The following is a 23,322-nucleotide window of genomic DNA, read 5'->3' as shown; positions in this document are numbered from 1 at the left end:
CATTATTTGCTTGCCGTATAAATGGTTGCTACACCAAAGGTTTGCGGTTTGTTTTTCACCTCTATAAACCCAATTTTTCGTAAAATATTGTTGAGTTTTTCACCATGTGGAAAAACAGCCGCGCTTTCGCTTAAATATTTGTACGCCACTTTGTCTTTTGAAAATAGGCGTCCAATAATAGGTAAAATACCTTTGGAGTAAAAATAATACCCCTGTTTAAAAGGAAATTTAGTGGGAACTGAGGTTTCCAAAATCACGAATCTACCATTCGGTTTTAAAACGCGTACAATTTCTGCTAAGCCCTTTTCCAAAGTTTCAAAATTTCGAATACCGAAGGAAACGGTAATAGCATCAAAACTATTGTCTTCAAAAGGAAGATGTTCACTATCTCCTTTTACAAAGCGTACCTTTTCTGAAATGGGTTTCCCTTCCACTTTTTTGCGGGCAACAGACAGCATCCCTTCACTAAGGTCTAGCCCGACGATAGTAGATGCAGGAATTTTTGCAGCAAATTGTAATGCCAAATCGCCAGTGCCCGTGGCAATATCTAAAATAGAATCTGGGTTTACTTCAGCAACCAGTGTTACCACTTTTTTACGCCATTTTTGGTCTATCCCCAAAGAAATAACGCGGTTAAGACCGTCGTAATTGCCAGAAATAGTGTCGAACATTTGTTCTACCTGTTCCTTTTTATCGCGGTCGCTATCTTTATACGGGGTTACTTTCTCTTCCATAGGTTTTTGCGGGTGCAAAGCTACGTACTTTTTGTTGAAAATTTTAATATTCATCTATAGGTTTATTGCTTTGGCATGTAAACAGAAGCTAATCATTTTTACGTTAGTTTATATTTCTATCGTACCTTTGCCCAACGTATTTCATCTACACTTCATGAAAATAATTATAGCCGGCGCTGGCGAAGTAGGGTTTCACCTAGCTAAACTTTTATCGTACGAGTCGCAGGATATTATATTAATAGATAATAAAAGGGAAACACTTACCTACGCAGACACACATTTGGATATTCGTGTTATTAAGGGAGATGCTACTTCTATTTCAACCCTAAAAGATGCTCAAATAGCGCAAGCAGATTTGGTAATTGCTGTAACCAGTAGCGAGACCACTAACATTACCGTTTGTGTTTTGGCCAAACAATTAGGAGCCAAGCGTACAATTGCTCGTATTAGTAATACCGAGTTTTTAGACAATCAGGAAGAAGTAGGTTTCAAAAAATTTGGAATTGATGAGCTCATTTCACCAGAAGCGCTGGCAGCAAATGAAATATCCCTATTGTTAAACCAAAGTGGATTTAACGACACCTATGTTTTTGAAAATGGAGCGCTTATTATGATTGGTCTTTCCCTGTCCAGAACTGCAGCTTTTGTAGATAAAACAGTAAAAGAAGTAGGTGAATTACATCCGGAGTTAAAGTATGTGCCCCTGGCAATACAACGTTTTGGAACGCAATACACCTTAATTCCAAGAGGCGATACCCAATTTAAAGAAGGGGATCAGGTTTATTTTACCACGACCCAAAAAGGTGTTGACGAAATTTTTAAACTCACGGGTAAGGTGAAGATGGAAATTAAAAACGTTATGATACTTGGCGGAAGTAAAATAGGCTACAAAACAGCGAGAGATCTCTGTAAAAATAGTTTTCGCGTTAAATTAATTGAAAGAGAGCAGAGCAAAGCTTTTGATATTGCCGATGAAATCCCTAGCTGTTTGGTCATAAACGGAGACGGCCGAAACGTAGAGCTCTTAATGGAAGAGTCTATTGCAGACATGGATGCATTTATTTCAGTAACAGGAAATAGCGAAACCAATATTATGTCGTGCCTGGTTGCTAAAAGCAAAGGAGTTAAAAAAGCAATTGCTTTGGTGGAGAATATGGACTATTTCCAACTCTCCCAATCCATTGGAATTGATACCCTTATTAATAAGAAATTATTGGCAGCCAATACTATTTTCCGGTATGTGCGCAAAGGAGAGGTAGTTGCCATGACCAAGCTTAACAATATGAACGCAGAACTCTTGGAATTTGTTGTAACACCAAATTCTGATGTTTCTGGGAAACTTATAAAAGATATCGATCTACCACGCTCGGCCATCATTGGTGGTGTGGTTAGAAATGGTGAAGGCATTATTGCCTTGGGTGATTTCAGAATTATGAGCGGTGACAGAGTCGTAATTTGTTGTTTACCACAGTCTATTTCTAAAGTTGAAAAACTCTTTGTGTAATGCGCCCCATTGCCTCCCTCAATTATAAAATAATTTTCCACCTTTTAGGGCTCCTTTTGCTTGTAAACGGTGGATTTATGCTGCTTTCAGCACTTATAAGCCTTTTGTATAAAGATGGGGTGGTATTGGAGATGTTTTTAGCTGGTTTAACCACACTGCTTATAGGTGGTGCAGTCATGTTGACAACTCGAAAACACCGCAAGGAAATCCAAAAAAGAGACGGGTATATTATTGTAACCTTTGGATGGGTTACCATGGCGCTCATTGGCACCTTGCCATATCTTTTTACGGGAGCAATTCCAGGTTTTGCTAACGCCTTTTTTGAAACCATGAGTGGTTATACCACGACGGGAGCTTCTATTTTAAGCGATATTGAAAGCTTGCCAAAAGGTGTTCTCTTTTGGCGTAGTATCACCCATTGGATTGGTGGTATGGGAATTATTGTACTTGCCATTGCTATTTTGCCATTATTAGGTATAGGTGGCATGCAGCTTTTTACTGCTGAAGCCCCAGGGCCTGGTGGCGATAAATTACATCCAAGAATTACCGATACCGCTAAAAGATTGTGGCTTATTTACGTAAGCTACACTGTTGCCGAAACTATATTGTTGAAAGTAGCAGGAATGAGTCTTTTTGACGCTATGAATCACTCGTTAAGTACCTTAAGTACGGGCGGGTTTTCAACTAAAAATGCGAGTGTTGCGTACTGGAACGACAAGCCCATTATACAATATATTATCATGGTATTCATGTTTCTGGCAGGAACCAATTTTGTATTAAGTTATTTTGCTTTTAAAAGACGCTTTAGTCGCGTATTACAAGACGATGAGTTTAAGTGGTATGCAGGCATAGTGTTATTATTTACGGGTATTGCAGCAGTACTTATTTACCTTCAAGCAGATATTTCACTTTCCAGCATTGCACATCCCATGGTCTGGGGAAAAGCAGAAAGTGCTTTTCGTCACGGGTTGTTCCAAGTGTTAAGTATTATAACCACTACTGGGTTTATAAGTGCAGATTACACATTGTGGACGCCCTTTTTGGTCGTGTTTTTCTTTGGGTTGATGTTTTTAGGTGGCTCTGCCGGTTCTACAGCTGGAGGTGTTAAAGTAGTAAGGCACTTATTGATGATTAAAAATGGAATTTTAGAATTTAAAAGAACCTTACATCCCAATGCTATTTTGCCAGTTCGATATAACAATCGTTCTGTACAACAACCTATTGTATATAATGTTTTGGGTTTTTTCATTTTATATATGCTCTCTTTTATCATGGGAGTTTTGGTGTTTTCCTGGCTAGGTTTAGACTATAAAACAGCGCTTGGTGGAGCGGCTTCTACATTAGGTAATGTTGGGCCAGCTCTAGGAGATTTAGGGCCTGTAAATAATTACGGAGACTTGCCAACAGCGGCAAAATGGTGGGCATCATTTTTAATGCTCATTGGTAGACTTGAGCTGTTTACCGTGCTTATTTTGTTTACTCCTTTCTTTTGGCGAAACCGCTAAGGTCATTTTAAAACTTTCAGTACTTTTACTGTATGCGTAGCGATAAAAAATTGCCTTCTACCAAAAAAATAAGCGAAAAAAATCGCCAGCACTATAAATATCGTAGCAACGAATGCTTAAATTGTGGACAACCACTAGACCTTACCGACGTATATTGCCCCTATTGTTCCCAATTAAACAGCACCAAACAAGTATCTTTAAAAGATTTCTTCAGTGAGTTTTTTAATAGTATCGTAAGCTACGATTCTAGATTGCGATATACTGTGAGCGACTTGTTGTTTAGACCAGGACGGGTCACTAAAAACTACTCCAAAGGACAACGCTTAAAGTATGCCAATCCATTTCGGTTTTTCTTGAGTGTTTCTATAATTTATTTTTTAATGAATGGCCTCATAAGTACCTTCTTCCCCGATGATAACAGCACTTATGAAGTAACCGAAAAAGGAACGCCTTTTCAGTTTTCTTGGAATACCTATACAGACGATTTGGATGATGACACTTCAGCTAAAGATGATTCTATAGCTTCAGTAGAAATAGAAATGGCGAAAGAAAAAATCAGGAATACAACAGGACTAAAAGGGTTGAACAACACGATATTTTCAGAAATTGATAAACAACGAAAAGCAGATAGTATTTCAAAAAAAGAACCCATCTCTTATGTTTCTGAAAAACAACTGGATACTATGGCTTGGGTAGCTAATGTAGAAGAGCGTTTGTCCCTGTATACAGAATTCTATAAAAAAAGCGACATAGAAGACCCTTCCATTGCTCTGGATAGTCTGCGCCACAATAAAACAAGATATCATAGGTGGTTATACAGTAGGAGTGTAGCGGCTCAAAAAATTAATAAGGATCCCAAAGCATATGCATTCTATATGCTTCAAAAGACACCTTTTTTTATATTTTTCTTTACGCCGTTTTATGCCTTATTCTTTTGGTTTATATATTCAAAGAAAAAATTCAGCTATATGGAACATATGGTTTTTATATTCCATTTGTTCAGTTTTATTTTTATCGGGCTGTTTATTGCAACCTTGCCAGATTTGCTACTGGGCAAGGAGATTTTTAAAAGTATTCTCTTTGCGATTGTAGGGCCATTCTACTTGTATAAAGCACTACGGAACTTTTATGGGCAAAGTCGCTTTGTGACGATTTTAAAATTTGTATTTTTAAACATTGTATTTTGGATAGGCGCTTCGGTTGCGGCTGCCTTATTCTTCATTATCACAGCAGCCGTTTATTAGGTAGTATGGTACAACAAATTACAAAAGGAATAAAAATTTCAGTAGCCAATAGGTTTGAAGGGATGTTAGAGGACAACTCCAGACCATCGTATGCTTTTTCTTATACGATCACTATAGAGAACCAAAGTAAATTTATAGTACAACTGGTCTCGAGACGTTGGGATATTATAGATGCTTTAAATGTTACTGAAACCGTAGAAGGAGACGGTGTAATTGGGATACAGCCTATTTTGCAGCCAGGCGAAACACATACGTATAGTAGTGGTTGTTTGTTGCAAGCTCCTGTAGGTGCCATGCAGGGTGCTTATAAAATGATGAATTTTGACACTGCCGAATACTTCTATGTTACCATCCCTACCTTTAAGCTGAACGCTGCTTTTGCAATGAATTAAACTGCGCCAGCGTCCCCAGACTTTCCAACTTAATTTTTTCACCATTTTGCACGATTGTACAAAATTCACAATGACTATCGTATGTAAATTGATACGGAAGTGAAAAATTAAATTTTGTTGAGATATACACCCCGTTGTAATCTAATTCCCCTAAGTCGTTGTATCTTTTTATGTTGAAATGGTGCGCAGGCAAGTCGGTCGCTACAATTTCAAACCAGGCATTACTGCCTGTCCCAGATAATTTTTGAAACTGAAATTTTTTACTGAAGGTTCTCTCCGTAGTTGCCATAAGAGCCGCAGTAGTGCTTTCAGTTTTCTTTTTATGAAAATAATTGGTGAGGTTTTCTTTTAAAGCGCTGCCTTCAAATAATTCAACTTTTCCGTCACGAACCTGAAATGCTTCTTGCAGGGTATTTGCTTTTTCAACATTGCCTACGGTGCTTGGTGTAAATTTTTTATTAAAGTTAAGAGCCTTTATGATTTTCTTGTCGTTGGTAGAAGCCAAAATAGTATCTGTTACAAAACGAGCACAGTTGCTTCCTGTTTTTCCAAAAACACCATACGGAATACTTCCCCTTTTTTGAAGTTCAAGAATATAGGCTTCGGCTTTAGCGTAGTCTATCGCATCGCATACCGAAGCCAGTAAACGACCTTCTCCGTGTGTCTTTTGCGGATTGGCATCTAGCCATACTAAGATTTCATCAAGATTTTGAAGTGTGTGGTCTGCCGATAGTTGAGCCGTCATGGGCATGTGTAATTCGGCATCCGTACTGGCGCTGCGAACTCGCCCATGACCTTTTGGAGTGACGTAGCGTCCAAAATCGAAATAACGGACTTTACCTGTTTCATTTTCAATAAGAACCAAGGCTGCGTGCCCTGCTTTAATATATTCCTTTGTTCCAAGACCTACCAAGGGCAATACTTTGCATATCCACTCGGTACTCATGGTTACAAAAGTATCGGGAAATGCGAGAATTATTAGTTTGCCAGTATGTTTCACAGAAGGGTGACGGTTTGTTGTTTGGTTTGTAAATCTTGATAGTACATACTTACGTCCTCTTCAGCTTTGTGGATTTGTGTAATACTTTTTGTTTTTACGAAATTTCTGTCCATAATTAAATCGCTCTCTTTGCTTCCGGCCCCTGCTTCGCTATGAAATTTCAGGATTTCTTCGGAAGTTGGTTTCAAGGTTTCAAACATAAATTCTGAAAACCATTCATTGCGAAGTTGTTTCATTTCTTCAGTATATAATAAGGAGGAAGACCAAATATGTGGTTGTAGCGGTTTTTCAGAAAATTGTGGATTTTCGCCGTCCCAGATCAATTCGTAGAGTTGTGTTTCAGCTTCAAACAAAACCAATAATATTGTGAAAGGTTCTATCCCGCTAAAATCGAACGCTAAAATAGTTTCAATTACATTTTCAGCAGTGAGGAATTTAGTAACAATAATCCCTCTGCTCATTCGATATTCGGTTGCTCGTTCGTGCGCTGTAACCCCGCCATTCAAAAGACAAATGAGTCGTTTTTTTTCTGAAAGTCCTATCCATGTGCCTCCAGCAACTGCGTCTTTTGGAAATAGCAATTGCGTGCCATCTACCGTATATTTTTGAGGCTCCATAGTATTTCTGCCAGGCGCCTCATCTCTATTGGAAGTAAGGATGAAGTCGTTATTGTTTTTAGGGATAAAAGTAACCGTGCACATACGTTATATTGTCGAAATTGATTTAAATAGCTTTCGCTATGGGGTAAAAATAGAGAATTAAAAGGGAATCTGTACCAAGTATTCAGTTGCAGTAGTAGTTTTCAGTGACGGATAAATACTGCAAACTGCCACTGCCTACTGCGCACTAAATTCCTTACCTTTGCATTTCTAAATTTTAATACAAAAACAATACTATGGGAAAAGGATTTTTTGAAGTGCCTATCGCAGTAAACGACCCAATTTTAGACTATGCTCCAGGTTCGCCAGAGCGTGAGCGCGTGTTAACTACCTACAAGAAAATGTATGATGCAACTGTAGAAGTGCCGTTGTATATTAATGGGAAAGATATTAAAACGGGTGATACCGCTACGATGGCTCCGCCACACGATCATAAACACATCTTAGGAACCTACCATAAAGCTGAAAAGAAACATATTGAGGATGCTATTGCAGGAAGTTTGGAGGCCAGAAAAAAATGGAGCCAAATGCCTTGGGAACAACGCGCAGCTATCTTTTTACGTGCTGCTGAATTGATTGCAGGACCCTACAGAGCAAAAATAAACGCCGCTACCATGCTGGCGCAAAGTAAAACAGTACACCAGGCCGAAATTGACGCAGCTTGCGAGTTGATAGATTTCTTACGTTACAATGTACAGTATATGACGGAGATCTACCACGAGCAACCAGAGTCTACCTCGGGAGCCTGGAACAGGTTGGAGTATCGTCCGCTGGAAGGGTTTGTATATGCCATTACACCTTTCAACTTTACAGCTATTGCAGGTAATTTACCAGCGAGTGCAGCTTTAATGGGGAATGTAGTGTTATGGAAGCCAAGTGATAGCCAGGTATATTCAGCAAAAGTTGTGTTGGATGTATTTCGTGAAGCTGGTGTGCCAGACGGCGTGATTAATATGGTGATGGGAGATCCGGTAATGATTACCGATACAGTTTTGGCAAGTCCGGACTTTAGTGGGATTCACTTTACAGGTTCTACACACGTATTTAAAGATATCTGGCAAAAAATTGGAACCAATATCCACAATTATAAAACCTACCCGAGAATTGTAGGGGAAACGGGAGGAAAAGATTTTATTGTCGCTCACAAAACGTCTAACCCAAGACAAGTAGCTACGGCAATTGCCAGAGGTGCTTTCGAATTTCAGGGACAGAAATGTAGCGCGGCTAGCCGTTGTTATATTTCAAAAAGTATCTGGAACGAGGTAAAAGATTTGTTGATTGGCGATGTAAACAGTTTTAAAATTGGTTCTCCGGAAAATCCGGATAATTTTATCACAGCAGTCATTCATGAAGGTTCATTTGATAAACTGGCAAGTTATATAGACCAGGCTCAAATAGACAAAAATGCTGAAATTATAGTTGGTGGAACCTACGATAAAAGCGAAGGATACTTTATACATCCAACCGTGATTGAAACCAAAGATCCAAAATACACCACGATGTGTACCGAATTATTTGGTCCCGTAGTAACCATTTACGTGTTTGAGGATAACAAATGGGAGGAAACCCTTAAAACGGTGGATGAAACTAGTGAATATGCCCTTACAGGAGCCGTATTTAGTGAAGATCGTTATGCGTTGGAAGTTGCCATGAAAGCGTTGGAAAATGCAGCAGGTAACTTTTATATTAACGACAAGCCCACAGGTGCCGTCGTAGGACAACAACCTTTTGGAGGTGCCAGAGCGAGTGGAACCAATGACAAAGCAGGAAGTAAATTAAACTTATACCGTTGGATTTCTCCTAGAATGATTAAGGAAACATTTGTAACTCCTGTAGATTATAGATATCCTTTCTTAGGATAATTTTATAGTAAGTACTATTAAAAAAGGCATTGGTGAAAACTGATGCCTTTTTTGTATTTTTAAAAGATGGATTATACAATCAATACAGAGGAAACTGTTTTTCATAACCACTACAAAATGCTGAAGGCGAATATTACCTACGACACGTTCAGTGGAAAAGAAATCACTACAGATAGGTTTGCATTTCATCGTGGCGATTCGGTTGCTATTTTGCTGTATGAAAAAGATACAGCTTCCGTTGTAATAACAAAGCAATTCAGGTATCCTACCACACTTCACCATCAGGGATGGATGTATGAAATTCCAGCAGGGTCTCTGGAAAAGGACGAATGCCCTTTAGCCTGTGTGATTCGTGAAACCGAAGAAGAAGTTGGCTATTCAATTTTTCAGCCAGAACAGATTTTTAATTTTTATACCTCTCCGGGAGGTGCGACAGAACGGTGCTATCTTTTTTATGCTGAAGTTTCTTTAAAAAATAAAACGTCAACAGGAGGAGGAGTAGCTTCAGAAAAAGAAGATATTAAACGTATAAAATTACCCGTTACAGAAATTGAATCCTGGCTTTCAGATAAAATTAGAGATGCCAAAACCATTATAGCATTACAATGGTTTTTAAGGAAACAACAAAACAAGTTTTAACTACGTACTGCTGAAACTACCCTCTGTATTTTAGCGGAAGGTGTACGACACTTTTCGTTTCAAAGAAATCTTCCTCAAAGTAATCTGTAAGGTTATAAATGGTGGCTTTTGGAAAATCTTGTAGTTCTTCAGTAAGATCACCGCCTTTTAAATACAAAATTCCATTTTTAAGCTCGTGCTTGCTTTTTTTGGCAACACGATCTCGCACCCAACGTGTAAAGGTTTCCATTTGAGCTACAGCGCGGCTTACAATAAAATCGTATTGACCTGTAATGTCTTCGGCACGTGCATTTGTTATTTTTACATTCTGAAGTTGCAATCCATCCACAACTTCCTGAACCACTTTTATTTTCTTTCCAATACTATCTACTAAATGAAACTGAGTTTCAGGAAAAAGAATGGCTAATGGAATACCTGGAAATCCGCCACCAGTACCTACGTCCAAAACGTTAGCTCCAAGAGCAAAAGGTTGCACTTTTGCAATGCCTAGCGAATGAAGGACGTGGCGTAGGTACAACTCGTCAATATCCTTTCTTGAAACAACATTTATTTTAAGATTCCAGTCTTGATACAGTGTTTCCAATTGTTGAAACTGAAGCGTTTGTTCCTCAGTTAGTTGCGGAAAGTAGGTGTGAAGTAGGTTCATAGAACGATTTTAGCTGCAAAAGTAGGCTTCTTTTATAACTTTATGAATTTGGGCGGTACATTTTCAGTTTACAATTTGTATTTTTGCGGTTCAATTTTCAAAAGTAATTTTGAAAGAATTAGAAGCCTTGTGAACACTCCTCAAATTAAATTTTCCCGTGTAGATTCAGCTAAATTTTTTCGTACGCTCAACAAACGTGTGAATGGTTACTTTAAAGAAAATGAAATTGCCAGAACAGGTAATTGGAAATTACATTTAAAGACATTCGTTATGTTTTCTTTATTTTTATCTCCATACTTTTTATTGCTCACTCTTAATTTTCCAACCTGGGCGCAACTACTTTTAACCATTGTGATGGGTGTAGGGATGGCTGGCGTAGGAATGAATGTGATGCACGATGCCAATCACGGATCTTATTCTTCTAAAAAATGGATCAATAAAATTCTGGGAAGTAGTATCTATATTTTAGCAGGGAATGTGTATAACTGGCAAGTACAGCATAATGTGCTACACCACACCTATACCAATATTCACGGACATGATGAAGATTTAGATGCCGGACGAATTATTCGGTTTTCAAAACATGCAAAATGGTACAAGGTTCATAGATTTCAGCACGTCTACAGTGTTTTCCTGTATGGTTTGTTAACGTTTAATTGGATGCTCACGTCAGATTGGAAACAAACCAAACGTTATTTAGCCAAAAAATTATCGTACGGAAAGTTCCCAAAACCTTCGGTGCAATGGACCACTTTGTTTATTACTAAAGCTATCTATGCAACGATTTGGATTGTTTTGCCTATTATATTTTTTGAAATAGCCTGGTGGAAAATCCTGATAGGCTTCTTTTTAATGCATTATGTTGCTGGTTTAATCTTAAGCATTGTTTTCCAGTTGGCGCACGTTGTGGGCGATACACAAATGCCATTACCAGATAATACTGGAAACATGAAAAACACCTGGGCGATTCATCAATTATTTACTACGGTAAACTTCAGTACAAATAACAGAATTATGAATTGGTTTACTGGCGGTTTAAATCACCAGGTAGAACACCATATTTTTCCGAATATAAGCCACGTTCATTATACGAAAATTTCAGAAATCGTAAAAAAGACGGCCTTAGAATTCAACTTGCCGTACTACGAATATAAAACTACGAGAGGTGCCATTATAGCACATTTCAGACACTTAAAAGAGATGGGGATGAACCCTGCAATTTCTGCATAACACTATGAGCAACCAACTTTCTGACCGCGTAAACAATATGGCTACTTCTGCAACTTTAGCCATGGCGGCCAAAGCACGAGAACTAAAAGAAGCCGGTAAAGATATTATAGGATTAAGTTTGGGAGAGCCAGACTTTACAATTCCCGAATTTGTAAAAGAAGCGGCTATAAAAGCCGTAGAAGAAAATTACCATAGCTATACGCCGGTAGATGGCTATGCCGAGCTAAAAAAATCAATTATCACCAAATTTAAACGTGATAACAATTTAACCTATGCACCTTCACAAATTGTAGTGTCTACAGGTGCTAAACAAACCCTGGCAAATTTAGCGCAAGTGCTTTTAAATGAAGGCGACGAAGTGTTGTTACCCGCTCCGTACTGGGTGAGCTATGCAGATATTAGCAAAGTAGCAGGAGGTGTGCCTGTAGAAATTAAATCGACCATTGAAAACGATTTTAAAATAACACCAGAAGCCTTGGAAGCTGCTATTACTCCCAAAACAAAAATGATGATCTACAGTTCCCCTTGCAACCCAAGTGGTTCGGTGTTCAGTAGAGCGGAACTACGTGCTTTGGCAGATGTGTTGGTGAAATATCCAAAAATTATTGTGGTAAGCGACGAAATTTATGAGCACATCAACTTTACAGACGATCGTGTTTCTATGGCGCAGTTTGAAGATATGTATGATCGTACCGTGACGGTGAATGGGGTTTCTAAAGCCTTTTCAATGACGGGATGGCGTATTGGCTATATGGGCGGTCCTGAATACATCGCACGTGCCTGCAATAAAATGCAAGGGCAGGTAACTAGTGGCGCCAACTGCATTGCACAACGCGCAACGATTACTGCATTAGAAAATTCGCCTAGTAAAATTCAATATATGATCGATGCGTTTAAAGAGCGTCGATCGTTAATTCTCGGGTTGTTAAATGACATCCCAGGTTTTAAGACCAATGAACCTGAAGGTGCTTTTTATGTGTTTCCAGATGTTTCGTATTACTTCGGAAAAACCTTGAAAGGACAAACTATTGCCAATGCTTCAGATTTTGCTTTGTATCTTTTAGAATTCGCAGGTGTTGCTACGGTGACAGGTGAAGCCTTTGGAGATCCGGATTGTATACGTATAAGTTATGCTGCTTCCGAAAATGATATTAAAGAAGCGATGAAACGAATTAAAGCTGCTCTGGTTTAAAACAACATTTCATGTCCAAAATCCTTCTTCTAGGCTCTGGTGAACTCGGTAAAGAATTTGTAATTGCAGCACAACGCTTGGGTCAATATGTTATCGCTGTTGATAGTTACGCTAACGCCCCGGCTATGCAAGTGGCTCACGAGTTTGAAGTGATGAATATGCTGGATGGAGATGCCCTGGATGCCTTGGTAAAAAAACACAATCCAGAGTATATTATTCCCGAAATTGAAGCCATACGTACCGAACGTTTCTACGACTACGAAAAACAAGGTTTTACTGTAATTCCAAGTGCAAAAGCGGCTAATTTCACCATGAACCGAAAGTCCATCCGGGATCTGGCGGCGAAGGAACTTGGATTGAAAACAGCAGCGTATCGCTATGCAACTTCAGCTCAAGAATTAAAGAAAGCCGTTTCTGAAATAGGAATGCCTTGCGTAGTAAAACCCCTTATGTCTTCCAGCGGAAAAGGACAAAGCACCATTAAAACCGAAGCTGATATTGAAACTGCTTGGAACTATTCTCAAGAAGGTTCCAGAGGCGACGTAGCCGAAGTGATTGTAGAAACATTTGTTACGTTTAACTACGAAATTACCTTACTTACCGTAACCCAAAGAAACGGAGAAACCTTGTTTTGTCCTCCTATTGGGCATACACAGGACCGTGGCGATTACCGCGAAAGCTGGCAACCTGCCACGATGGAGCAAGTATATTTAAAAACCGCTCAGGAAATGTCTGCCAAAGTAACTAAAACTCTTGGTGGTACAGGTATTTGGGGTGTCGAGTTTTTTGTAGGGGACGACGGCGTTTATTTTTCTGAACTCTCTCCAAGACCTCACGATACGGGGATGGTAACCCTGGCAAACACACAAAACTTCAACGAATTTGAATTGCACCTACGTGCTGTTCTAGGACTTCCTATTGCTGAAATTACCCAGGAACGTATAGGTGCCAGTGCCGTAATCCTGGCAACTGGCCATAGCGATACCCCAACCTTTTCAAACATTGAAGCGGTAGCTTCGGCTCCTAAGAGTGATTTCCGATTGTTCGGGAAGCCTACTTCACGTCCGTATAGACGGATGGGCGTAGTGGTTACCTACGATGCTTTGGGTGGAGATGTGACCGAAGTTACGAAACGCGCAAAGGAATTGGCGGCGCAGGTTGAGGTGAGGTTATAGGTTTTAAAAAAGTACTTTACCCTTTATCGCGCTTCCGAAATAACTTCAGTAGTAAAAATAACTTCATTTTCTTCCACAAAGCGTTCCAATACCACAAAGAAATTTAAAATATCTGCTTCGCTATTTCCTGCGTTGATAGTGACCAAACGTATAAATTCATTTTCCTGAAACGTTCCGTAGCCTACCATTAATTCGGCATGTTCGTAGAGCGCTGTACATAAATGTTGTGCTGGAATGTTTTTATAATTGAAACATACCGAAATGGAATCGTCAAAACTATACAAGGTATAATCTTTATTATTTTTAATATACTCACGAGCTACTTCAGCTAACTGAAACTGCTGATTTACAATTTTCTCAAGTCCATTAGTCCCAACACTTTTCCAAAGCGTCCAGAACTTTAGGGCATCGTTTCTTCTTCCACATTGGATGGAAGTTTTACCCAAATTATAATCATCACCATCGGTTTGATACAAATATGCCGCATCATTACTGAAAGAATTATTTAAATGTTTTTTATGTCGCGTTACAATAATTGAACAGGTGAGGGGTGTGCCCATCATTTTATGCGCATTTACGCTGAAGGAGTCACTAAGTTCTAACCCTTTCACCAAATGCTTATATTTATTACTGAAAATCACACTGCCGCAATATGCGCCGTCCACGTGCAACCATACGTTGTTTTTCTTACAAATTTCAGCCAACGGTTCAATAGCATCAAAAGCACCTAAAACAGTAGTTCCAGCCGTGGCATTTACAAAAAATGGATAGCTACCATCGTCAAGATCTTTTTTAATTAAAATTGCTAAGGCCTCCGGAATCATTTTCCCAAGCGCATCTGTCGCTACGTAGCGTACTTGTTCACGTCCTACGCCCATTAGAGCAGCATTTTTAGGAATAGAATAATGTGACTCTGCCGAAGTATACACAATGAGTTTTTGTTGTACGCCTTCGGTTTTAATACGTTCATTAAAAGTGTCACGTGCCATCACCATGGCCATAAAATTGCTCATAGAACCTCCCGGAGCAAAAGTACCGTCGCTGGTTTTTGGATATCCTATCCTATCGCAAATGTTATGAAGGATTTCTTTTTCCACACCCACTTGCGGACCCGCTACTTTGTAGGTGTACATGCTATTATTGAGTAACACCGCCAGTAGATCTCCCAGCGTGGCCTTAGGATTTCTACCGCCAAACAACTGATTAAAAAACAAACGAGTTGCCGTTCTAGGTGTGCTGAGGATTAATTTTTCTATAGTTTTCTCAAAATTGACGTCTGGTTGATCGTGCAATTTTATGTCCAGCTGCTCAAACAATTCAGCTGCGGGAACAGGTTGCGTTACAGGATTAGTATTTTCGGCTTCAAAAAGTTTGTGTGCGAGCTTGTTAAATAATTCAAGTTCGTTTGTCATAATGTAAATTTGGGTGATTTGTAGTAAGCTATCTTAGAAGCTTACAAATTTCTTTAGTTATTGGTAATAGTAGTAGAGCTACCAAGTCCAAAACCTATTACGCGGTCGAATCGCTCTCCAGGTCCCCGGTAATAAACCAATACAGTGTATTCATTTTCGGTTTCCCAGAAGTCGCCACTAATGGCACCTTCGTCAATACTTCCGTCACGGTCTACTAATACGTATTTGTAATTATAAAAACCTTGCTTAAAGAGACGCGAATTTTGAAACGTATCTGTTTTGTCGTTATAGCGCATATAAGTAGAGCCATCAATAGTGTAGTTATTAAAGTTTCCGTAGATGTGGATTTCTTTTTCTCCTAGCGGTTCAAAATACTGAAGGCTAAAATGCATACGCACATATTCTGCTTCTATTCTCTGGTCTTCGGCACCAAGGTTTCTCACTACGAAATCTCCGTTTATATCTGGATTGTAAGTGTAGGGTCTGTCACTTCGGTCTATATCTGTAAAGAGATAATTTTCGTAGATGTCGTTTAATTCTATACGTCTTATGCTGTTGTTTGCCGCACGAACATCTTTGTTGTCAAAAAAATGATATTCATTTCCACCACCAAAAGCAGCTTCTTTATCATATCGGTAAATAAGTTCTGTTCCAATGGTGTATTGGGGCACCAAGTTGGAAATGGAGCTTTTAATATTGCCGTTTTGCATCACCAACGTCTTTACGTTCTGTTTAGGGTTTATAAGCAATAAACTTGGGGAATTGATAGTGAACTGAACTACTTGATCTGTTCTAATACGACGTAAATCCCGTGCTCTTTTAATATCTACCTGCACGCCTACCACATTTTCCATGACGATAAATTTTCTGGAAAATACAATGTTTCCATCGTCATCAGAAAATGTAATGAGGTAGTTTCCACTTTTTGAAATCCTACTGGTTTCTCGGTTAGGAATGGTTAAAAAGTAATGCGAAAAAATTTGAAGGGTATTTAAGGAGTTTTCATACGTTTCAATACGCACTTCATCAAAACCTCCTAAATATTCATTTTTAGAGAGGTCGCTGGGAGTCCAGTCAAAATTATAATGGTCTATTTTATAATAAAAGTCGTCTTCATTTCCATTAAGCGCATCAAAAGAAATTTGAAGTCTGTCGCCCAGTGATATAACGGGTATTTGATTTTGGGAAGAAGTTCCTCTAAACTGTACCGTCCCAATGTATTCTGGCGGTGGAATTTCTTGGGCTTCCTGAGCTTTTACTAGCGCGCAGGTACAAATTAATAATAGAAGCGAGGCAATATTTTTGAACATGAAAATGTATTTTAAGTGGTTAAATATACACAATTTTTGTGCCTTCTTTTATAACTGAAATAGAAGCTGGTTTGGTATTGAAATTTTAAGATATATTCCTTGCGTAATGCTACATTAAATTATTAAATTTGCACACCCTAAACCGAGCTGAAAAGGTTCGTAGGGGCAAAGGCAATTTTAACACAACTATCCTATGTCCAAAGACATTAAGATTAAAAAAGGTCTTACCATAAACCTTAAAGGCGAAGCGGAAAAAACGCTGTCCAGAGCTCCACGTTCTAGGACGTTCGCCATAAGACCTGCCGACTTCCATCTTACCACTCCCAAAATGGTAGTAAAGGAAGGTGCAAAAATTCAGGCAGGAGAAATTATTTTCTATTCAAAAGACAGCGACAGCATAAAATTTGCGTCCCCCGTAAGTGGTACTTTAACCGCAATCGAGCGTGGTGCAAAGCGTGTGATTACGCGTGTCCTTATTGAAGCCGAACCGCAAGATACTTTTGTAGATCACGGAAGTGTGAATGTAGGTTCTATGGAAAGCGAAGCGCTTAAAAGTCATTTACTGGCTACAGGTTGCTGGCCATTCATTAAGCAACGTCCCTACGATGTTATTGCAAATCCTACCGTAGCACCAAAAGCTATTTTTATTTCGGGATACACCACGGCACCGTTAGCGGCAGATCTTGACTTTACTTTACAGGGAAAAGAGGCCGAATTACAAGCAGCAGTGACTGCGCTTAGTAAGCTAACCGAAGGAGCTGTGCACATAGGCGTTGGAAGCGATGGGAGTTCCCCTTTGAAAGGGATGAGAGATGCCGTGATCCATTCAGTACAAGGGCAACATCCTGCAGGGAATGTTGGAACTCAAATTGCCATGATAGATCCTATTAATAAAGGTGAAACTGTTTGGACTGTTGCCGCACAAGATTTGGTTATTATTGGTGAGTTGTTGTTAACAGGAAAGTTTAATGCTGAAAGAGTTATTGCTTTGGCGGGTTCTTCAGTAAAAACACCAAAATACTACACTACAAAAATTGGAGCTGAGGTTTCAACATTTGTGTATGATAGTGGTCTCAATGAAGAAAATGTTCGCGTGATTAGTGGCGATGTTTTGTCTGGAACACAAATTTCACCAAAACAGCACCTAGGATTTTACGCAAATACTGTGACGGTAATTCCTGAAGGAGACGATTACGAATTATTTGGATGGACTAAACCAGTCTTCAATAAAATTTCAAACTCCAGAGCCTTAACTTTTTCTTGGATGCAACCAAAGAAAAAATTTGAATTGGACACAAATACCAACGGAGAGCATAGAGCCTTTGTGGTAACGGGTAATTATGAGCAGGTTTTTCCGCTGGATATCTACCCGATGCAAATCTTGAAAGCGTGTATGGTACAAGATCTTGATGCTATGGAAGCGTTAGGAATGTATGAAGTAGCACCAGAAGATTTCGCATTGACCGAATTTATCTGTGTGTCTAAACAACCACACCAACAAATTATTAGAAACGGGTTGGACTTAATGTATAAAGAAATAGGATAACGCTATGGGATTGAAACAAAAATTACATACGCTAAAGGAAAAATATAAAGGGACTAAAATGGCTCCTGCGTTTAACGCGTTGCACACCTTTTTGTATTTGCCTAACGAAACTACGCACAATGGGACGCATATTAAAGCGGCAGACGATTTAAAGCGTACTATGAATACTGTGATCTTGGCATTGGTGCCGTGTTTGATCTTCGGAATTTTTAATGCCGGATACCAACATTACTCAGCCATTGACGAAACACTGCGTCAAGCGCCATTGGCAAACTTCTTTACGTGGGATAACTTCGTCTTGGGTGCCTGGACTGTTTTGCCATTAGTATTGGTTTCTTACGGAGTAGGGTTGTTAATCGAATTTATTTTCGCTGTAATAAAAGGACACGAAGTAGAAGAAGGCTATTTGGTAACAGGAATGTTAGTGCCTTTAATTGTACCTATAGATATTCCATTATGGATGCTGGCAGTTGCTGTAGCCTTTGGGGTAGTGATAGGAAAAGAAGTTTTTGGAGGTACAGGAATGAATATTTTGAACCCGGCATTAACCATTCGTGCCTTTTTGTTTTTTGCGTATCCAACGTGGATGAGTGGCGATAAAGTATGGGTTCACGGAGCGGTAGACCGTCAAAAAGAAATCTTGGCAGGAGCCAATGTAGATGCTATTTCTGGCGAGACTATCTTAGGAAGTTATGCACAGAACACCACAAATATAGCCTATGATTATTGGGATATGTTTTGGGGCTTTATACCAGGCTCGGTAGGAGAAACATCAAAAATATTGATACTTGTTGGAGCATTAATTTTAATCTTCACCAAGATTGGTAGTTGGCGTATTATCTTCAGTACGCTGGTAGGAGCCTTAACGATGGGATTAATCTTTAATGGAGTCGTTTCAGCAGGATGGATAGGAGAGAGTTCTAAGTTCTTCGGTTTAATGAATGTACCGTTCTGGCAACACCTTATTATAGGTAGTATTTTATTTGGTGCTGTGTATATGGCAACAGACCCTGTAACTGCCAGTCAGACCAATAAAGGGAAATGGATTTATGGATTTTTAATTGGATTTATTTCCATTCTTATTCGGGTATTTAACCCAGCCTATCCCGAAGGAGTTTTCTTAGCAATATTGTTAATGAACGTATTTGCACCTACTATCGATCATTATGTGATTGAAGGAAATATTAAAAAAAGAGCAAAACGTTTAAAAGTTAAAACAGCTTAATTATGGCAGTTAATAAAGATTCAAACGTATATACTATCATATTTGCCGTTATTATGGTGCTTGTGGTAGGGAGTTTATTGGCAGGTTTTGCTAGTGGTTTAAAGCCTATGGTAAAAGCTAATGAAAAAAATGAAAAGCAGCAGAATATTTTATATGCTATTGGTATTAACGATAATGAGGAGTCTGGTGCAGCAACCTTTATTACTGAAAACGTGCAAGCGGAGTTTGATAAGTACATCAAAAAGCAATACGTTATAGAAGGTGATAAAGTAACTGAAAATCCTGAAGCTTATTTAATTGATATTAAAAAAGAAGGTACAAAAGCTAAGAAGGAAGGCTACGTTAGAAGGTTACCTTTATTTGTAGGAGAGAAAGATGGCAAAGAAGTATATGTTGTGCCCGTAAGAGGTAAAGGACTTTGGGATGCCATATGGGGCTTTATTGCTATGGATAAATCGATGACCATTCAAGGCGTGTATTTTGATCATAAAGGAGAAACACCAGGATTGGGTGCCGAGATAAAGCAACGCTACTTTATGGATGACTTTACGGGTGAGAAATTTTTAGACGGGGATGTTTTTAAAGGAATCTCTGTGGCAAAAGGAAATAATGATCCTAAAAATATAGACAAAACAGATTTTGAAGTAGATGCCCTAGCGGGAGCTACTATTACTGGAGATGGGGTTGCGGCCATGTTAAAAAAGGACATGAAAATGTATGTGCCTTACTTCAAATCTTTAAATAAATAAGAAATGGGATTACTTTCAAAAAAAGATAGAAAACTAATACTGGATCCATTAGCAGATGATAATCCAATCACCATCCAGGTATTAGGTATTTGCTCTGCACTAGCAATTACTGCGCAGTTAAAGCCTAGTATTGTAATGGCAGTATCGGTAGTATTTGTATTAGGATTAGGGAATGTGGTTATTTCGTTAATGCGAAACATTATCCCATCAAAAATTAGAATCATTGTTCAACTTATCGTGGTAGCTACCTTGGTAATTATTGTAGACCAGGTGTTAAAAGCATTTGCGTACGAGTTGAGTAAGGAACTTTCAGTATTTATTGGATTAATTATTACGAACTGTATTATTATGGGACGTTTTGAAGCCTTTGCTTTGGCGAACGGACCGTGGAAATCGTTCCTTGACGGAATTGGTAACGCAGCGGGTTATGGATTAATCTTGATTATTGTTGGGTTTTTCCGTGAACTACTTGGTAGTGGGACATTATTCGGTTTCCAAGTTTTAGGAGATCCTGTAGAGAAAACAGGATTGTATGAATTTGGTTATGAAAATAATGGTTTTATGGTATTACCTCCCATGGCATTAATAGTGGTAGGTATTATTATTTGGGTACAACGTAGCCGAAATAAAGCATTAATAGAGGAGAATTAATTTCAGTACGCAGTTTGCAGTACGCAGTAATCAGTAAATGATTGCTTGAATAATTTGACATATTGAATATGAAATTCCAAGAATTACTAGCTTATAAAAAATCATTCGAGCTAGCAATGAGTATATTGGAAATTTCAAAAGGATTTCCGAAAGAGGAACAATTTTCTTTAACGAGCCAAATTAGAAGATCATCAAGAGCCGTATCGGCTGCGATCTCTGAGGCGTATGGAAAGAGAAAATATCCAAAGCATTTTCAAAGTAAATTGACAGATGCAGATTCTGAAAACCTAGAAACACAAACTTGGATTGAATTTGCACAAGCTTGTGAGTATATTACTAAAGAATTAGAGATTGAATTAAAAGAAAAAAGTGAAGAAGTAGGCAGGTTACTTAATTATATGATGAACAACCCTCAAAAATTTGGAGTTGTAAACGTTTAACTGACTACTGCGTACTGAATTACTAAATTACTGAAACAATGGAACATATTGAACTTTTTTTTAAATCCATCTTCGTAGATAACATGGTATTTGCATACTTCTTGGGTATGTGTTCTTACCTTGCTGTATCTAAGAAAGTGAGTACTGCTGTAGGTCTAGGAGCTGCGGTAATTTTTGTATTAACGGTTACAGTGCCCTTAAACTGGTTGCTGGATCAGTTTATTCTACAACCCGGGGCCTTGTCCTGGTTAGATGGTAATAGAGCAACACCAGAATTGAGTGCGTATGCAGACTACGATTTAAGTTTTTTATCATTTATTCTTTTTATTGCAACCATTGCAACCATGGTACAATTGGTAGAGATAATTGTCGAGAAATTTTCTCCATCTCTATATAATTCATTAGGTATTTTCTTGCCTTTAATTGCCGTTAACTGTGCCATTTTAGGAGGATCTTTATTTATGCAGTCTAGAGAGATCGCATCTTTTGACTTAGCTTTAAACTACGGTTTTAGCTCTGGGATAGGTTGGTTCTTAGCGATTGTAGCAATTGCAGCCATTCGTGAGAAGATTAGATATAGTAACGTACCTGCCCCATTAAGAGGCTTGGGAATTACATTTATTATTACAGGTTTAATGGCGATTGGTTTTATGAGTTTTGGAGGAATGTTAACTGGAGGAGATGAAGAAACACCTTCATTAGATTCCAATCCAGAGAGTATTGGTGTTCAAGTGGAAGAGAATACTTTAGAAAATATTGAAAAAGAAACCGCTCAGATCGAAGTTTCAGAACTAACACAGCAATAATATGTTTTTAGCAGCAAGTACACTAGGAGTTGTAGCAGCCACCGTCATTGCCTTTTTGGTATTAACGCTTTTATTAGTGGCGCTTTTGTTATTTACAAAGCAGAAATTATCTCCATCGGGACCGGTAACTATTACCATTAACGACGAAAAGACCATTGAAGTAGCCAGTGGCGGAACGTTACTCTCTACCTTAGGAGAAAACAAGATTTTCTTACCATCGGCTTGTGGTGGTGGTGGAACGTGTATTCAGTGCGAATGTCACGTACTGGAAGGTGGAGGAGAGGCTTTGCCAACGGAGACACCACACTTCAGCAGAAAAGAATTAAAGGACGGAGCGCGTCTATCTTGCCAAGTAAAAGTAAAGCAGGATATGAACATCCATATTCCTGAAGAGGTCTTCGGAATTAAAAAGTGGGATGCAACCGTTGTGCGTAATTATAATGTTGCATCGTTTATTAAGGAATTTGTAGTAGAAATCCCTCAAGATATGGGCTACAAGGCAGGGGGGTATATACAGATTGAAATTCCAGAATGTGAAGTGAAATTTGCAGACATGGATATCACAGCCCACCCTGAAGAGCACGATACACCAGATAAGTTTCAATCAGAATGGGATAAATTTGGTCTGTGGCCCTTAGTGATGAAAAATAATGAAGTGGTAGAGAGAGCTTATTCAATGGCCTCCTATCCTGCCGAAGGACGTGAGATTATGTTGAACGTTCGTATTGCAACCCCGCCATGGGATAGAGCTAAAAATCAGTGGATGGATGTAAACCCTGGAGTAGCTTCATCGTATATATTTGGTTTAAAAAAAGGCGATAAGTGTGTGATCTCTGGACCTTATGGTGAATTTTTTATCAATCCTTCAGAATCTGAAATGTTGTACGTGGGTGGTGGAGCAGGAATGGCGCCTATGCGTTCTCACTTGTACCACCTATTTAATACCTTAAAAACAGGCCGTAAAGTAACCTATTGGTACGGAGGTCGTTCAAAAGGAGAATTGTTTTATATTGAGCATTTCAGAAAATTAGAAAGAGAATTTCCAAACTTTAAGTATTATATGGCATTGTCTGAACCTTTGGAAGAAGACAACTGGACATTAAAAAAAGATATTAATGATGAGGCTGGAGATGGCTTTAAAGGGTTTATTCACCAGGTAGTGATAGATAACTATTTAAACCACCACGAGTCACCAGAAGATATAGAATTATACTTCTGTGGACCACCATTAATGAACCAAGCAGTTCAAAAAATGGGTGAGGACTTCGGGATTCCAGATGAGCACATTCGATTTGATGACTTTGGAGGATAAGTAACCCCTTTTTTAAATTTTATAAGCCGAATACATCTATTGTATTCGGCTTTTTTTATAAGGTGTTTTTAAATTTTATACGCTGATTG

22 protein-coding genes are annotated in these 23,322 nt (G+C 38.7%); 16 read left to right on the top strand and 6 right to left on the bottom strand.

Annotated features, from left to right (window positions below):
- Positions 1-2: 2 nt before the first annotated feature.
- Entirely contained in the window at positions 3-734 is a 732-nt protein-coding gene (gene ubiE / locus ACQ2HF_RS01070) for a bifunctional demethylmenaquinone methyltransferase/2-methoxy-6-polyprenyl-1,4-benzoquinol methylase UbiE (protein WP_432413044.1), read from the bottom strand.
- Positions 735-888: 154 nt separating this feature from the next.
- On the opposite strand from ubiE, the gene trkA reads away from it, so the two are divergent.
- The 4 genes from trkA to apaG are packed head-to-tail and all read left to right on the top strand — an operon-like array spanning position 889 to position 5,379.
- The gene (gene trkA / locus ACQ2HF_RS01065) at positions 889-2,238 is read left to right on the top strand and encodes a Trk system potassium transporter TrkA (RefSeq protein WP_432411662.1); all 1,350 of its coding nucleotides are present in this window, start codon (positions 889-891) and stop codon (positions 2,236-2,238) included.
- A complete protein-coding gene (locus ACQ2HF_RS01060; protein WP_432411661.1) occupies positions 2,238-3,743 on the top strand; it encodes a TrkH family potassium uptake protein in 1,506 nt (501 codons plus the stop codon). The genes trkA and ACQ2HF_RS01060 overlap by 1 nt, the downstream gene beginning before the upstream one ends.
- A 32-nt stretch (positions 3,744-3,775) precedes the next feature.
- Positions 3,776-4,987: a DUF3667 domain-containing protein gene (locus tag ACQ2HF_RS01055; protein ID WP_432411660.1), complete on the top strand. Its 1,212-nt coding sequence runs from the start codon at positions 3,776-3,778 to the stop codon at positions 4,985-4,987.
- A gap of 5 nt (positions 4,988-4,992) precedes the next feature.
- Positions 4,993-5,379, top strand: coding sequence for a Co2+/Mg2+ efflux protein ApaG (gene apaG / locus ACQ2HF_RS01050; RefSeq protein ID WP_432411659.1), 387 nt, complete (start codon positions 4,993-4,995; stop codon positions 5,377-5,379).
- Here apaG and ACQ2HF_RS01045 read toward each other — a convergent pair.
- Both ACQ2HF_RS01045 and ACQ2HF_RS01040 read right to left on the bottom strand, forming a co-directional pair.
- Positions 5,348-6,379: a DUF6695 family protein gene (locus ACQ2HF_RS01045; RefSeq protein ID WP_432411658.1), complete on the bottom strand. Its 1,032-nt coding sequence runs from the start codon at positions 6,377-6,379 to the stop codon at positions 5,348-5,350. The genes apaG and ACQ2HF_RS01045 overlap by 32 nt on opposite strands.
- Positions 6,376-7,080, bottom strand: a complete 705-nt coding sequence (locus tag ACQ2HF_RS01040) for an NRDE family protein (protein ID WP_432411657.1) — start codon at positions 7,078-7,080, stop codon at positions 6,376-6,378. Before ACQ2HF_RS01040 ends, ACQ2HF_RS01045 begins: the two co-directional genes overlap by 4 nt.
- 194 nt (positions 7,081-7,274) lie before the next feature.
- On the opposite strand from ACQ2HF_RS01040, the gene pruA reads away from it, so the two are divergent.
- Positions 7,275-8,900, top strand: a complete 1,626-nt coding sequence (pruA, locus tag ACQ2HF_RS01035; RefSeq protein ID WP_432411656.1) for an L-glutamate gamma-semialdehyde dehydrogenase — start codon at positions 7,275-7,277, stop codon at positions 8,898-8,900.
- A 66-nt stretch (positions 8,901-8,966) separates the two neighbouring features.
- A complete protein-coding gene (locus tag ACQ2HF_RS01030) occupies positions 8,967-9,539 on the top strand; it encodes an NUDIX domain-containing protein (RefSeq protein ID WP_432411655.1) in 573 nt (190 codons plus the stop codon).
- A gap of 16 nt (positions 9,540-9,555) precedes the next feature.
- Here the strand turns inward: ACQ2HF_RS01030 and rsmG are convergent, their stop codons facing one another.
- Complete coding sequence (rsmG, locus tag ACQ2HF_RS01025; protein WP_432411654.1) at positions 9,556-10,185, bottom strand: 16S rRNA (guanine(527)-N(7))-methyltransferase RsmG; 630 nt, start codon at positions 10,183-10,185, stop codon at positions 9,556-9,558.
- Between the two features lie 270 nt (positions 10,186-10,455).
- Between rsmG and ACQ2HF_RS01020 the strand changes: the two genes are divergently transcribed.
- The 3 genes from ACQ2HF_RS01020 to purT are packed head-to-tail and all read left to right on the top strand — an operon-like array spanning position 10,456 to position 13,782.
- Positions 10,456-11,415: a fatty acid desaturase family protein gene (locus ACQ2HF_RS01020; protein WP_432411653.1), complete on the top strand. Its 960-nt coding sequence runs from the start codon at positions 10,456-10,458 to the stop codon at positions 11,413-11,415.
- 4 nt (positions 11,416-11,419) lie between these two features.
- A complete protein-coding gene (locus tag ACQ2HF_RS01015) occupies positions 11,420-12,607 on the top strand; it encodes a pyridoxal phosphate-dependent aminotransferase (RefSeq protein ID WP_432411652.1) in 1,188 nt (395 codons plus the stop codon).
- An 11-nt stretch (positions 12,608-12,618) separates the two neighbouring features.
- Entirely contained in the window at positions 12,619-13,782 is a 1,164-nt protein-coding gene (gene purT / locus ACQ2HF_RS01010; protein ID WP_432411651.1) for a formate-dependent phosphoribosylglycinamide formyltransferase, read from the top strand.
- A 23-nt stretch (positions 13,783-13,805) separates the two neighbouring features.
- Here the strand turns inward: purT and ACQ2HF_RS01005 are convergent, their stop codons facing one another.
- Together ACQ2HF_RS01005 and ACQ2HF_RS01000 are read right to left on the bottom strand one after the other, a co-directional pair.
- Entirely contained in the window at positions 13,806-15,194 is a 1,389-nt protein-coding gene (locus tag ACQ2HF_RS01005; RefSeq protein WP_432411650.1) for a pyridoxal phosphate-dependent decarboxylase family protein, read from the bottom strand.
- Between the two features lie 53 nt (positions 15,195-15,247).
- Positions 15,248-16,504 carry a DUF5103 domain-containing protein gene (locus ACQ2HF_RS01000; protein WP_432411649.1) on the bottom strand — a complete coding sequence of 419 codons (1,257 nt, stop codon included), beginning with the start codon at positions 16,502-16,504 and terminating at the stop codon, positions 15,248-15,250.
- A 193-nt stretch (positions 16,505-16,697) separates the two neighbouring features.
- On the opposite strand from ACQ2HF_RS01000, the gene ACQ2HF_RS00995 reads away from it, so the two are divergent.
- The 7 genes from ACQ2HF_RS00995 to nqrF all read left to right on the top strand — a co-directional run bounded on the left by ACQ2HF_RS00995 (position 16,698) and on the right by nqrF (position 23,233).
- Positions 16,698-18,050, top strand: coding sequence for a Na(+)-translocating NADH-quinone reductase subunit A (locus tag ACQ2HF_RS00995; protein ID WP_432411648.1), 1,353 nt, complete (start codon positions 16,698-16,700; stop codon positions 18,048-18,050).
- A gap of 4 nt (positions 18,051-18,054) precedes the next feature.
- Positions 18,055-19,275, top strand: a complete 1,221-nt coding sequence (locus tag ACQ2HF_RS00990; RefSeq protein ID WP_432411647.1) for an NADH:ubiquinone reductase (Na(+)-transporting) subunit B — start codon at positions 18,055-18,057, stop codon at positions 19,273-19,275.
- Positions 19,276-19,277: 2 nt separating this feature from the next.
- Positions 19,278-20,024 (top strand): Na(+)-translocating NADH-quinone reductase subunit C, encoded by a 747-nt coding sequence (locus tag ACQ2HF_RS00985; RefSeq protein ID WP_432411646.1) that lies wholly within the window; start codon positions 19,278-19,280, stop codon positions 20,022-20,024.
- A gap of 3 nt (positions 20,025-20,027) precedes the next feature.
- Complete coding sequence (locus ACQ2HF_RS00980; protein WP_432411645.1) at positions 20,028-20,675, top strand: NADH:ubiquinone reductase (Na(+)-transporting) subunit D; 648 nt, start codon at positions 20,028-20,030, stop codon at positions 20,673-20,675.
- A gap of 68 nt (positions 20,676-20,743) precedes the next feature.
- The gene (locus ACQ2HF_RS00975) at positions 20,744-21,115 is read left to right on the top strand and encodes a four helix bundle protein (protein WP_432411644.1); all 372 of its coding nucleotides are present in this window, start codon (positions 20,744-20,746) and stop codon (positions 21,113-21,115) included.
- A 38-nt stretch (positions 21,116-21,153) separates the two neighbouring features.
- Positions 21,154-21,921, top strand: coding sequence for an NADH:ubiquinone reductase (Na(+)-transporting) subunit E (gene nqrE, locus ACQ2HF_RS00970; protein WP_432411643.1), 768 nt, complete (start codon positions 21,154-21,156; stop codon positions 21,919-21,921).
- 1 nt (position 21,922) lies between these two features.
- Positions 21,923-23,233, top strand: coding sequence for an NADH:ubiquinone reductase (Na(+)-transporting) subunit F (nqrF, locus tag ACQ2HF_RS00965; RefSeq protein ID WP_432411642.1), 1,311 nt, complete (start codon positions 21,923-21,925; stop codon positions 23,231-23,233).
- Positions 23,234-23,322 lie beyond the last annotated feature (89 nt).

The organism is Rasiella sp. SM2506 (assembly GCF_050859505.1).
Taxonomy (GTDB): domain Bacteria; phylum Bacteroidota; class Bacteroidia; order Flavobacteriales; family Flavobacteriaceae; genus Marinirhabdus.
Note: the sequence above shows the minus strand (reverse complement) of the source record. Positions and strands in the feature narration are given on the sequence as shown.